The organism is Faecalibacter sp. (genome assembly GCF_057177045.1).
Window position 1 is genome coordinate 1,981,245 of sequence record NZ_CM169987.1, and the last position, 13,359, is coordinate 1,994,603.

At 34.7% G+C, this 13,359-nt stretch carries 13 protein-coding genes; 3 read left to right on the plus strand and 10 right to left on the minus strand.

Features of this window, described 5'->3' with window-relative positions; genetic code table 11:
* Positions 1 to 5 precede the first annotated feature (5 nt).
* The 7 genes from AC1QSP_RS09275 to AC1QSP_RS09305 all read right to left on the minus strand — a co-directional run bounded on the left by AC1QSP_RS09275 (position 6) and on the right by AC1QSP_RS09305 (position 7,835).
* Positions 6 to 1,253, minus strand: coding sequence for an NADH-quinone oxidoreductase subunit D (locus AC1QSP_RS09275; protein WP_484078455.1), 1,248 nt, complete (start codon positions 1,251 to 1,253; stop codon positions 6 to 8).
* A 6-nt stretch (positions 1,254 to 1,259) separates the two neighbouring features.
* On the minus strand, positions 1,260 to 1,796 hold the full coding sequence (locus AC1QSP_RS09280) for an NADH-quinone oxidoreductase subunit C (protein ID WP_484078456.1): 537 nt from the start codon (positions 1,794 to 1,796) through the stop codon (positions 1,260 to 1,262).
* Between the two features lie 14 nt (positions 1,797 to 1,810).
* Entirely contained in the window at positions 1,811 to 2,383 is a 573-nt protein-coding gene (locus tag AC1QSP_RS09285; protein ID WP_322971561.1) for an NADH-quinone oxidoreductase subunit B, read from the minus strand.
* Positions 2,384 to 2,414: 31 nt separating this feature from the next.
* On the minus strand, positions 2,415 to 2,780 hold the full coding sequence (locus AC1QSP_RS09290; protein WP_230477577.1) for an NADH-quinone oxidoreductase subunit A: 366 nt from the start codon (positions 2,778 to 2,780) through the stop codon (positions 2,415 to 2,417).
* A 224-nt stretch (positions 2,781 to 3,004) separates the two neighbouring features.
* On the minus strand, positions 3,005 to 6,370 hold the full coding sequence (gene mfd / locus AC1QSP_RS09295; protein WP_484078457.1) for a transcription-repair coupling factor: 3,366 nt from the start codon (positions 6,368 to 6,370) through the stop codon (positions 3,005 to 3,007).
* A gap of 98 nt (positions 6,371 to 6,468) precedes the next feature.
* The gene (locus tag AC1QSP_RS09300) at positions 6,469 to 6,903 is read right to left on the minus strand and encodes a hypothetical protein (RefSeq protein WP_484078458.1); all 435 of its coding nucleotides are present in this window, start codon (positions 6,901 to 6,903) and stop codon (positions 6,469 to 6,471) included.
* A 140-nt stretch (positions 6,904 to 7,043) separates the two neighbouring features.
* Complete coding sequence (locus AC1QSP_RS09305; protein ID WP_484078459.1) at positions 7,044 to 7,835, minus strand: DUF2797 domain-containing protein; 792 nt, start codon at positions 7,833 to 7,835, stop codon at positions 7,044 to 7,046.
* Between the two features lie 52 nt (positions 7,836 to 7,887).
* Between AC1QSP_RS09305 and AC1QSP_RS09310 the strand changes: the two genes are divergently transcribed.
* The 3 genes from AC1QSP_RS09310 to AC1QSP_RS09320 all read left to right on the plus strand — a co-directional run bounded on the left by AC1QSP_RS09310 (position 7,888) and on the right by AC1QSP_RS09320 (position 11,503).
* Complete coding sequence (locus tag AC1QSP_RS09310) at positions 7,888 to 9,402, plus strand: GH3 auxin-responsive promoter family protein (RefSeq protein ID WP_484078460.1); 1,515 nt, start codon at positions 7,888 to 7,890, stop codon at positions 9,400 to 9,402.
* 472 nt (positions 9,403 to 9,874) lie between these two features.
* Positions 9,875 to 10,423, plus strand: a complete 549-nt coding sequence (gene ruvC, locus AC1QSP_RS09315) for a crossover junction endodeoxyribonuclease RuvC (protein ID WP_322971556.1) — start codon at positions 9,875 to 9,877, stop codon at positions 10,421 to 10,423.
* A 48-nt stretch (positions 10,424 to 10,471) separates the two neighbouring features.
* Positions 10,472 to 11,503 carry a glutaminyl-peptide cyclotransferase gene (locus AC1QSP_RS09320; protein ID WP_484078461.1) on the plus strand — a complete coding sequence of 344 codons (1,032 nt, stop codon included), beginning with the start codon at positions 10,472 to 10,474 and terminating at the stop codon, positions 11,501 to 11,503.
* 125 nt (positions 11,504 to 11,628) lie between these two features.
* Here the strand turns inward: AC1QSP_RS09320 and AC1QSP_RS09325 are convergent, their stop codons facing one another.
* The 3 genes from AC1QSP_RS09325 to AC1QSP_RS09335 all read right to left on the minus strand — a co-directional run bounded on the left by AC1QSP_RS09325 (position 11,629) and on the right by AC1QSP_RS09335 (position 13,332).
* Positions 11,629 to 12,123 (minus strand): hemerythrin domain-containing protein, encoded by a 495-nt coding sequence (locus AC1QSP_RS09325; protein ID WP_484078462.1) that lies wholly within the window; start codon positions 12,121 to 12,123, stop codon positions 11,629 to 11,631.
* A 56-nt stretch (positions 12,124 to 12,179) separates the two neighbouring features.
* On the minus strand, positions 12,180 to 12,614 hold the full coding sequence (locus AC1QSP_RS09330) for an RrF2 family transcriptional regulator (RefSeq protein ID WP_484078463.1): 435 nt from the start codon (positions 12,612 to 12,614) through the stop codon (positions 12,180 to 12,182).
* Positions 12,615 to 12,747: 133 nt separating this feature from the next.
* Entirely contained in the window at positions 12,748 to 13,332 is a 585-nt protein-coding gene (locus AC1QSP_RS09335; RefSeq protein ID WP_484078464.1) for a 50S ribosomal protein L25/general stress protein Ctc, read from the minus strand.
* Positions 13,333 to 13,359: the final 27 nt, after the last annotated feature.

Genomic DNA, 13,359 nt, shown 5'->3' on the forward strand with positions numbered 1-13,359 from the left:
TTTAGTTACGCATCTAACTCACCCGCAATCAAATTCAAACTACTCATCGTGATGATGGCATCTGAAATCATTGATCCAGTAATTAATTCGGGATAAGCTTGATAATAAATGAAACAAGGACGGCGGAAATGTAAACGATAAGGTGAACGACCTCCGTCTGATACTAAATAGAATCCTAACTCACCATTCGCAGCTTCGATGGAATGGTAAATTTCGCCTACTGGCATTTCTACCTCTCCCATAATAATTTTGAAGTGATAGATTAAAGCTTCCATTTTTGTGTAAACGTCCTTCTTCTGTGGTAAATAATATTCTGGCGCATCGGCGTGGTGCTTTGTAGCTTCCTCCCCTTCTAATGCGTTAATTTTTTCTAATGCTTGTTCGATGATGCTTAACGATTGCCACATTTCTTGGTTACGCACTAAGAAACGATCGTAACAATCACCTGTTGTTCCGACTGGAATTTCAAATTCAAATTCTTCGTAACGACAATATGGTTTTGCGACACGCACATCGTAATCTACACCAGCTGCACGTAAATTTGGACCTGTAAATCCGTAGTTTAAGGCACGTTCTGCAGAAATTCCTCCGACGCCAATTGTACGATCCATAAAGATTCGGTTACGCACAAATAACGATTCGAATTCGCGTAAAACATCTGGATATTCTTTGACGAAACGGTTGATTTTTTGCCACGCAACTTCAGAGAAATCACGCTCGAAACCTCCAATACGACCAATGTTCGTTGTTAAACGAGAACCTCCAATTTCTTCGTAGATTTCGTAAATCAACTCACGGTATTTCATCATATAAAGGAACCCTGTAAAAGCTCCTGAATCTACACCCATAATCGAGTTACAAACGATATGGTCGGCAATACGTGCTAATTCCATTAAAATCACACGCATATAAGAAACACGTTTAGGTATTTCGATTCCAACGAATTTCTCTACGGTTAGGTGCCAACCTAAATTGTTTAGTGGCGCCGAACAATAGTTTAATCGGTCTGTTAAAGGTGTAATTTGATACAATGGACGACGTTCTGCAATCTTCTCGAATGCACGGTGAATGTAACCTACTGTTGGTACAGCTGATTTGATAATCTCCCCGTCAATTTCTAATATATTTTGGAAAACCCCATGTGTTGAAGGGTGTGTAGGTCCAAGGTTCAGCGTAATTGTGCTTTTCTCTAATGAACCATCTGGAAGTTCGATTGTACCTCCTTTTTCTTTTACTACTTTATCTTTCGCCATTGTTCATTAAGATTTAACGTTAAAATGTCCAAAATTGAAATCACCACCTCGACCGAACATTTCATCGTCTTTATCACGACGCGTTTGATCTTCTAATGGATATTCTTTACGTAAAGGATGATAATCCATTTCATCCACGTTCATAATTCGGATTAAATTCGGATGACCGACAAAGTCGACACCGAAGAAATCATAACATTCTCTTTCTAACCAATTGGCTGTTTCGAAGATTTTAGTCGCCGTAAAAATTTTTGGCTCTGTAATCGGTAAAGCAAATTTTAAACGCACATACTTATTCTTATACATATTATATAATAAGTATGTTACCACTAACTCTTCGTCTGTATGGTTTGGATAATGAATCGCCGTTAAGTCTGTTAAAAACTTAAATCCTAATTGCTCATCATCCACCAAATATTGAATAATCTTTAGATTGTATTCTTTATCAGCATGAATGATTAACATTCCGTGCTGTTCTTCCCAACCGTAAATATGTTCTTGGAATTTGTGAACCAAACGGTCTTTAATAAAACTATTTTCCATCTCGTTTGACGTTCTTATTTGATTCCGTAACTTGCTAATAATTCTTGATATTCTGGGCTACTACGACGGCGAACACTTTCGGTTTCTACCAACTCTTGTATACGCATTACCCCATCTAAAATGGCTTCTGGACGAGGTGGACAACCTGGGACATACACATCCACCGGAATTACCTCATCGATTCCTTGTAAAACAGAATACGTATCAAAAACGCCTCCTGAACTTGCACAAGCTCCAACAGCGATAACCCAACGAGGTTCAGCCATTTGGATATATACTTGCTTTAATACAGGCGCCATTTTCTTAGAGATTGTTCCCATCACCATCAACAAGTCACATTGACGAGGCGTGAACGCTAAACGCTCTGATCCAAAACGTGCTAAATCGTATGTCGAACCCATTGTTGCCATAAACTCAATTCCACAACAACTTGTCGCAAAAGGCAATGGCCAAATTGAATTTTTACGTGCCAATCCAACTACTTTTGATAATTGCATCGCCATAAATCCTTCGCCCATATGTCCTTCTGGCGCATCTACAACCTTTACGTTTGTATTATGCGTTACAGGTCTTTTATTATGTATCATTATGTGATTTTTTTAGAAGTAAAACAGAAGATTATTTTTCCCAGTTTAATGCACCTTTTTTACGTGCATACGCGTACATCACGAAGAATAACCCGACGAACGTAACAACTGCTGCAAATCCTTCCCAACCTAATTCTTTGAAGTTGGCTGCATACGGATAGAAGAAAATTACCTCAACATCGAATAACACGAATAAAATCGCAACCAAGAAGTATTTAATGGCAAAAGGTTGACGGGCATTTCCTTGTTTCTCGATTCCTGATTCAAAGTTCTCTAACTTCTCGTCCGTCTTACGCGATGGACCTAAAAAATGAGTCGCAACAATTGTAATCGCCACAAATGCAAAAGCGCAGATGAATAAGATTAAAATTGGAAGATAATTATATGATGTTTCCATAATAGAACTATTTTTTTGTGGTTTTGAGCGCTAAAAATAATAATAATTACGAGAATTTAAAGCATTAAGACATTTTGTATCAATTTGTTATAATTCTTGATTTAATAATTACAATGTATCTTTATCTTATACAGACAATGAAGTATAAGAATAAAAAAAGAGGATAAGCAATTCAGCTTATCCTCTTGGGCAATTATTTATCTTTAAATTATTTAAACATTTTTTTAACTTATCGTTAATTTATTCAAGTATTCAAGGGCTTGTTTGACATTTTTCACGTTTTCAAACCTTAAATATAAAGATGGGAATTCCTCCCCGTTCTTTGGTGGTTTTTCTTTAAAACTAATGTTTTGAGGGTTAGCTTGAACGTTATTTAAAACAATTCTAAATTCCTCTGATTGATAAAATTCGGATTGTGGCTTAGAAATGAAATACCCAAGCATTACTCCTTTTTTCAATACCACTTTTTCAAAACCTAATTTTTTAGAAACCCATTTCAATTCAATTGATAACAATAGATTTTCAGCTTCTTTTGGTAATTCACCAAAACGGTCAATTAAATTAACTCTGAATTTTTCCAACGTTGGATAATCTTCAATTTCTGCTAAGTCTTTGTATAGGATTAAACGCTCTTCTGAACTTTCGATATAATCATCGGGAAGTTGCACTTGTAAGTCCGTATCAATCTGTACTTCTTTCACATATTCAGTGATTTGACTATTGCGTTCTTCTTCGAATAAATCTTTGAAATCCGTATCTTTTAATTCTTCAATTGCTTCGTTTAAAATCTTTTGATACGTTTCAAAACCAATATCCATCATAAATCCAGTTTGTTCTCCTCCTAAAAGGTTTCCAGCACCACGAATCTCTAAATCTTTCATCGCAATATTGAATCCTGAACCTAAATCTGAAAACTGCTCGATCGCTTGTAAACGTTTACGCGCTTCTTCTGTTAAAACAGAAATTGGAGGTGCTACCAAATAACAAAAAGCTTTACGGTTACTACGCCCCACACGACCACGCATTTGGTGTAAATCAGCTAAACCGAAATTTTGGGCATCGTTGATTAAAATCGTATTGGCATTGGGTACATCTAATCCCGATTCGATGATTGTTGTGGATACAAACACATCGTAACGCCCATCGATAAAATCTAAAAGTACAGCTTCTAATTCTTTTCCTTCCATTTGACCGTGACCCGTTGCTACACGAGCATCTGGCACCAAACGTTGCACCATTCCTGCAATATCTTTTAAGGATTGTACACGGTTATGAATGATATAAACTTGACCTCCACGTTGCATCTCGTACATGATCGCATCACGGAAAACTTCCTCATTAAACCCCACCAATTGCGTTTCGACTGGTTGACGGTTAGGTGGAGGCGTTTTAATGACTGATAAATCACGTGCCGCCATCAATGAGAATTGTAGCGTACGCGGAATTGGTGTTGCTGTTAATGTTAATGTATCGATATTTTCACGCAACGTCTTTAACTTATCCTTTACGGCTACACCGAATTTATGTTCTTCATCGATGATTAATAAACCAAGATCTTTATATTCCAATTTCGAATTCACCAATTGGTGTGTCCCAATGATAATATCGACTTGACCTGACTTTAATCCATCTAAGGTTTCTTTCTTTTTTTTACCCGTTACAAAACGATTTAGATAAGCCACTTTTACCGGCAAATCTTTCAAACGTTCAGAAAAGGTTTTAAAATGTTGAAAAGCTAATATCGTTGTTGGCACTAAAACTGCAACTTGCTTACCATCTACAGCAGCTTTTAAAGCGGCACGAATCGCGACCTCTGTTTTACCAAATCCCACATCACCGCAAACCAAACGATCCATTGGACGGTCTGATTCCATGTCAGCTTTTACATCTTGAGTCGCCTTGAATTGATCTGGCGTATCCTCGTAAATAAACGAAGCTTCTAATTCGGTTTGTAAATAAGTATCTGGAGAAAATGCAAAACCTTTTCGTGTACGACGTTTCGCATATAACTTGATTAAATCGAAAGCAATTTCTTTGACTTTCGCTTTGGTTTTATTCTTTAGATTTTTCCAAGCAGGCGAACCTAATTTAGAGATTTTTGGTTCAGCACCATCTTTCCCTCGAAACTTCGCAATCTTATGTAATGAATGGATATTGACATACAAGATATCGTTGTTCTGATAAATCAATTTTATCGATTCTTGTTTTGTTCCATTGTTATCCACCGTAACTAATCCAGCAAATTTCCCCACACCATAATCAATGTGGGTCACGAAATCTCCGACTTGAAGTGTATTGATTTCTTTTAAAGTAATCGATTCCTTTTTCGCAAATGAAGAACGTACATTGTATTTGTAGTAACGTTCGAAGATTTGGTGATCCGTATAGCACGTAATCTGTAATTCTTCGTCCACAAATCCTTGATAAAGCGAACCTAAAACTGGAATATAGGCCACATCTTTCCCGATATCTTCAAAGATTTCCTCGAAACGTTTGATTTGCGTTTCATTCGAACATAACAATGCATTACGATAACCTTTGTCTTTGTATTCGTTTAGGTTTTCAATCAATAATTCAAATTGTTTATTGAATGAAGGTTGTGGTTTGAAAGGTGATTCGAATATTTCAACTGTTTCGAAATAGGATTTGTTCGAAATTTCAATCAATCCAAAATTTACCAATTGATGCAGAAATCCATTTTGATCCAAGAATAAATCCTTTGGTTCAGCACGCTTAATTTCTGAATTTAAATTAACAAAAATCTCTTCCGCTTTCTCGAAATTCTTCTTGATTTGATTTGATATGACTTCGATATTCTTTGTGACAAAAAGTGTATCCTTTGGAATGTATTGCAAGAAACTTTCTCGTTTTTCATCTATCGCCTTATTCTCTAAATTCGGAATAATACTGATTTCTTTGGTTGTTTCGATGGATAATTGCGTATCAATATCAAATGTACGAATCGTTTCTACCTCATCACCAAACAACGAAATACGATACGGATGTTCACCCGCAAAAGAGAACACGTCAATAATTCCCCCACGAATCGAGAATTCACCTGGTTCAGACACAAAATCCACTTTATTGAAATTGTATTCGAACAGCATATCGGTGATGAATTCAATCCCTAATTCAGTCCCAACTTTTACTTTTAACGTATTCGACGTTAAGGCCGATTTCGTCACCACTTTTTCCAACAATGCATCGCTATAGGTCACGATAATTCTTGGTTTCTTGGCTGATAGGGCATTTAAAACCTCTGTACGAATCACGACATTGGCATTTTGTACTTCTTCGATTTCGTAAGGACGACGATATGAACTTGGGAAGAAAAGAACTTCCTCTTTCGAAAAAATTGATTCTAAGTCATTTAAATAATACGCCGCTTCTTCTTTATCATCCACTAAAACAATGATTGGACGTGCGAAACGCTGATGCAATTGTGCCGTTAGAATACTTAATCCAGAACCTAGATAACCTTTGATGTTGACTTTTTCGGTTGGATTTCCTTTAAAAGTAGAAATAAGCTTCTGTACGAATTCTGAAGAATCGTATAAGCTCAGGACGTTATGAATTGTTTTTTGTTCCAAAGTAGAACAAAGATAACGATTCTCTCTTTTTTCTAAAAACCTTGAATTATAGAAGTTTGTTAAAGAAAAAAGGAAATCCGAAGACTTCCTTTTAGGTTTTATTTTACAGAATCAACTTTCACTGTATCTACAGTTGCTGCTTTTTCTTTAATATCATAAGAATATCCTACAACTTTCGGTTTTTTCTTGATCGATTTAATTTTGAATGTTTCTGTACCTACACCTGTTTCATATTCCACATCGTAAGTTGATACATACACCACTTGTCCATTATCATCTTCTTCTTTAACATCTTTTAAATTGAAGATATCGATTTTACCAAATTTTGCTTGCGGTTCTTTTATTTGGGCTTCCGTTAACCCTTCTAAAACGAATGGTAAAGAATCCTGTACTGTTTCACGATATTTAAACACGTCTAATGCAGGACGCTCAATTTGATATTTTTGTAATTCTCCTTTTTTCTTCCCTCCACAAGAAGTTAGTCCAATTGCAGAAACAACTGCAATACCTAAGAAAACCTTATTTATACTCATAAGTGTAATTTTTTTGTGTTTTTGATTAGAACTAAGTTAACAAAATTTTAAATATTTCATAATTTATTTAACTAAAATTCACCACATTAAAAAAAGCGCATCATTACTGATACGCTTTTATATTTTATCATTTTTAAATATTAAATCTCAACTTTCACATAGAAACCTTCGTGTCCACGAACATTGAAAACCGAATTATCATCAAAAATTAAGTATTGACCTTTGATGCCTTTCAATACACCTTCAATTTCAGGCGTTTTTTTCAGATTTGTAGATTTTACTTTGGCTGGATATTCTAAAACGGGATAATCTAATTGATAAACTTCTGGTTCATCTACTAAAAATTGTTGAAACTCTGGATTTACGTGTTGTTTTACAATTTCGAATTGTTCATACAGGTTAATGTCAGGAACATCATTTTTTAACATGCGTTGCCAATTGGTTTTATCGGCCATTACATCTTTTAACGATACCTCAATCATTCCTGCCTCAAAACGATTGGTCGTACGTGCAATAATAATAGCTTCTGAAGCCCCTTGATCAATCCAACGCGTTGGAATCTGCGTTTCGCGAGTTACCCCTACTTTAATACCAGAAGAATTGGCTAAATAAACGACATGAGGTTGTAATTCAAATTTCTTTTCCCATTCCAAATCGCGTTGTTCAATTCCTAAATGTGCAGTTGATTTTTCAGGACTAATAATACTAGGATTAGCTTGAGGTAAAGTAAAGAAGCAATTCTTACAGTAACCCATTTGATAAATTTCTTTATCTTCTCTACATCCTAAACAATCGTAATGATCAAAATTGATTTTAATTCGCTTCCCTAAAAGGCGATTCATCGTCACAAAATCATGGTTGAAATCCCAGTAATACTTTACTGGATTCCCGTTTTCAGTAATCATTTTACGAATTTGTCCCTCAAACTGCATATCTATTCAAAGTTTAATTAAATTTGTGAGTAAATCTACAAATTTTTGACGAATGGGATTAGTGAATAAGATAATGGAGATTATGATGCGTAGTCGTATGAAGGCTATTGAAGATAGCATCAAAAATCCTTTAGGAACACAGGAAAGAGTTTTATTTCACAACATCAATAAATCAAAATCTACGATCTACGGAAAAGAGTTTGGTTTTGATGAGGTAAAAACAATTCAGAAATTTCAGGAACGTGTCCCGTCGGTTTTTTATGAAGATTTTGAGCCCTACATCGAGTTAGCTCGTAAAGGTGAAAAAGATGTGACTTGGCCAGGTAAAATTAAATGGTTTGCTAAATCATCCGGAACCACGAATGCTAAAAGTAAATTTATTCCAATTTCCCAAGAGTCGTTAGAAGATTGTCATTATGCCGCAGGTAAAACCATGTTTGCATTATACTTAAATGCAGTACCTGAAACCAATATATTTCTTCACAAAAATCTAAGAATTGGTGGAAGCAGTGAATTGTATCAACAATATGATACGCGATTTGGAGATTTATCAGCCATTCTAATTGATAATTTACCCTTCTATGCCGAAATGAAGAATATTCCAAACAAGGAAATCTCGTTGATGACAGAATGGGAAGCGAAAATGGAAGCTATTTCAAATGCAGTTATCCATGAAGATGTTGGATGTTTGACAGGAGTTCCATCGTGGATGTTGGTCATGTTAAATCATGTGCTAGAAAAAACGGGTAAAAATTATATTGACGAATTATGGCCGAATTTGGAAGTGTTCTTTCATGGAGGAATTAGTTTTACGCCATATGCCGAAAATTATAAAGGAATTACAAAGGGAAATCTAAATTACTTTGAAATCTATAATGCTTCTGAAGGCTTTTTTGGAATACAAGATCAAAAAGATTTTAAAGATCTATTATTGCTTTTGGATAACGGGATTTTTTACGAATTTATTCCAATGGAAGAATTCGGATCTGAACATCCTACTTATTTAAACATTTCTCAAGTAGAAGTTGGTAAAAATTATGCCATGGTCATTACGACAAATGGTGGACTTTGGCGCTATATTATTGGTGATACAGTACGATTCACATCGACAAATCCGCACAGAATTGTAGTTTCAGGACGTACGAAACATTACATCAATGCCTTTGGTGAGGAATTAATTATTGATAATGCTGAAACGGGATTAAAAGCAGCATGTGATGCTACTGGAGCAATTGTTGAGGAATATTCTGCAGGACCAATTTTTATGACTGAAAATGAAAAAGGAGCACACGAATGGATCATTGAATTTAGTAGAGAACCGAATGATTTCCAAAAATTTGTTGAAGTGTTAGACTTAAAATTACAAGAAATTAATTCGGATTACGAAGCCAAACGTTATAAGAATATTACTTTAAATCCTCCTGTCGTTCATCAAGCCAAGAAAGGTTTATTTTTTGAATGGATGAAGCGAAGAGGTAAAATCGGAGGACAAAATAAAGTTCCTCGCTTAGCCAATACGCGTGAGTATATCGATCCGATTTTAGAATTAAATCAACATCATTTTTAATACACTTAAGGTTAGAATTTATTCTAACCTTTTTTATTTGCGTCTGTTAAAATTAGTAACTTTAAACTAAGAAGTTGAAGTTATGGCGTAAACCACCTCCGATATAGGTAAATTCCATCAAATGGTAGAAATTAACTTTCAGATTTATAATAATCTGTTGATAGGTTTGCTTTATGTAAAGAAAGGGAGTTTTAGAACATCTTATTTGAAGAATTCCAATTTTCAAAAATGATAACTCTGGAAATTTTGGGAGATAAAATCTTAATGAAAGATGAACCAATAACTATAGCATCAATGATAATGAGTGAAAAAATTGTTTTGCCCCTGTTAAAGATTCAATAATATACATTGAATAAAATAATATCATGAAGGTCCCTTAAAAAGAGAAGTACGAACAATTGTTAACCCATTCGCTCTTTGGAAACATTCATGCAAGACGAAATTCGGCATAATTTATTGTAATTTTGTCGTAATGGAAAGAATCATTTTAGGCGTTGACCCGGGAACAACCGTAATGGGATTTGGATTGATAAAAGTTGTAGGAAATAAAATTTCGTTAATTACTTTAGACGAATTATTATTACACAAGTTACCCAATCACGAAATGAAATTGAAGAAGATTTTTGAAAAAACAATTGCATTAATCGATCAATATCATCCGGATGAATTAGCCATTGAAGCTCCTTTCCTAGGACAAAATGCACAATCGATGTTGAAACTTGGACGTGCACAAGGCGTTTGTATTGCTGCTTGTTTATCTCGCGAAATTCCAATTACTGAATATGCACCTCGAAAAATTAAAATGGCTATCACAGGAAATGGAAACGCTTCCAAAGAGCAAGTCGCTGGAATGTTACAACATTTGGTGGGATTAAAAGAATTACCCAAACGTTTAGATTCGACAGATGGTTTAGCAGCTGCCGTTTGCCATTATTTGAATTCTGGAACAGGTGTTGCCAAACAAAAATCCTATTCGGGTTGGGATGCTTTTGTAAAAGCTAATCCAAGTCGATCAAAATAATATATTTGTATACTGATTAATAAACAGACAGAATTAGAAATTATTTCTATGAAAAAGATATTTTTATTGGCTGCTATAGCCTCTACGATGGTTACATTTTCTTGTAAAGATGATGCCAGTGCAAATAACAATGCAATTACTGAATTAGTATCTGCTATCGAACAAAAGCGAATGAAATTTGGAGATAAATTATCCATTGATTTCTCAGCTTTAGAAGGTGTGGACAACGTTCGCTTGACGATTGATGGTAAAGAAGTTCCGAATGGAGCGACGATTAGTAAAGATATCGTGGGCTTAGGAAATCATTCTATTTTTATTGAATTTTTAAAAGGGACCGAAGTCTTAAATTCAAGAGAGTTTACGTTTATGGTCTTAGGTAATGAACCTGCTTCTACCTGGACTTACGAAGTCGTTAATACCTATCCACACGATAATAAATATTTTACACAAGGATTTTACTACAAAGATGGATACATCTATGAAGGAACAGGTTTACGTAACGAAACGTATTTAGCTAAATATAAATTGGGTGAAGCCAAGGCCGAAAACGAATATAAAATCGTTGAGGATGTTTTTGGTGAAGGAATTACAGAATTAAATGGTGTGATCTATCAATTAACTTGGCAAGATCGTGTAGGATTTAAATACGATCAAAACTTTAAACAATTAGAGCAATTCAATTTACCAGGAACAGTGATGGAAGGTTGGGGAATCACTACAGTTGGTGACCAATTAGCCATTTCTGAAGGAACACAACGTATTCAATTCTTTGATAAAGATCTAAATTACGTTCGTACCATCCAAGCGGTAGACAGTGAAAATATTTATTTAAAATTAAATGAATTGGAATATCATGACGGTTTGATTTACGCCAACGTGTATGAATCAGGAATTATTTTAGTTATAGCGCCAGAAACAGGTCAAGTAAAAGCTAAAATTGATTTAAGTGAATTAAAAACAAAACAAACCAATCCACAAGCGGATGTTTTAAATGGGATTGCATTTAAAGGTGACACTATGTTAGTGACAGGTAAAAAATGGGATCACATATATGAAGTAAAAATTAAGAAACCATTATAATTCATAAAAGAAAGCCTCACCCAATGGTGAGGCTTTCTTTTTACCACAAATAAAAATTCACACTGCAAATAGAATTCTTATTAATCAAAAATCATCTAAAAAATTTATGTAATATATGCTCAATCCTACACCCAAAATTGATCATGCCAATTGGCATTTGTAAGCAATTGATTCATTTTATCATTAATCTCTTTTAACTGTTTTGGTGTTGCTAAATGCTCTACTTCAGTTAATATATTTTTTTCTTCAAATCGGATATGCAAATCCAATTCTTCTTCGATATAAATTAAATTTTTCATTGGGTTTGTACCAAATTTAAAAAGGCGACGAATGCGACGATGTTCTTTTAAAGCACGTTTAACCAAATAATGGTCTTCATTCAGAATCGTGAAAATAAATTGCTCCTCAATTTCCAATTTAGGAAAAAGAATAAACTCCCCATACCACTTTACATAAGCAACAATACGACTTAATTCTACTCCTCGATCAATTCCCGTACGAATATTCCAACAGAAAAATAACGTTTTATGATGTTTGGAACATGCTTCGTAAATAGACATCGCGTGATGAGTTGTCAAACTGATAGGTGCGGTTGATTGATTTTCGGCAATTCGTTTCATATTCTTATAGCTAATTTATATTCGGATATTTTTGTCTTATTTAATTTCAATTTTTTTTAATGCTTTAAAAAGGCTAACCCATTATCAATGTCATCAATTAAATCATTCATTGATGTCACTTCCAACATGCGTTGTAAATCTTTTCTAATCATAAAAATTCGTTTGTGTAAGGCACATGGTCTTTTTGCATCGCATTCATTCAATCCCAATACACAGCTATGGTATAATCCATCACCATCAATGGCTTTAATGATATGAACCAATTTAATTTCTGACAATAAGCTTGGATCAACTTCAAATCCTCCCATTTTACCCTTTACAGAATGGATGACTCCATGTTTTACTAATTGTTGTAAAATTTTCGCTGTATAGGCTTCTGGTGAATTGATTGAATCTGCAATTTGTTTCAAATTCACGCGGTTTCCACCGATTGATTCACGAGCGATATAGATACTCGCCTTAATCCCGTACTCACACGCTTTTGAAAACATTCTTACTTCTTAATCTTTTAATTATAGGGCAAATATAGAAATTATTTTATTTCGGACAAATTTATCTGATTAAAAAATAACCCCAAAAAAAACCACTCCAATGGAGTGGTTTTTATATTAAAAAAGATATTGATTATTCTTCATCTTCATCAACGTCCGCATCTTTAACAGCGTTACGAGAAGTACGGATCGCTACTACTACAGCGTTGTCTGGGTGAGCGAAAGAGTATTTTTCGTTCTTTAAAGACTCGATGTACATTTTGTGTCCAATTCTCATTGGAGTAATGTCGATTTCGATTTCGTCTGGTAAGTTAGCTGGAATAGCACGAACTTTAACTTTACGCATGTTGAAACGTAAAACCCCTCCGGCAACTAAACCACGAGCACGTCCTACTAAACGAACTGGAACTTCCATAGTAACTGGTTTGTTCTCGTCTAATTGGTAGAAATCAGCGTGGATGATACGATCTGTTACTGGGTGGAATTGGATATCTTGTAAGATAGCCTCAAATTTAGACCCATCAGCTAACTCGATAGTAACTGTGTGAGCTTCTGGAGTATAAACTAATCCTTTGAATGCTTTTTCGTCAGCAGCAAAGTGAATTGGTTCAGTTCCACCATAGATTACACAAGGTACTTGTTCAGCATTACGTAAGGCACGCGTAGCAACTTTACCTACGTTTTCTCTTTTAACACCTTGGATTAAAATAGATTTCATAATATATAAATATAAAAATTAAAATTC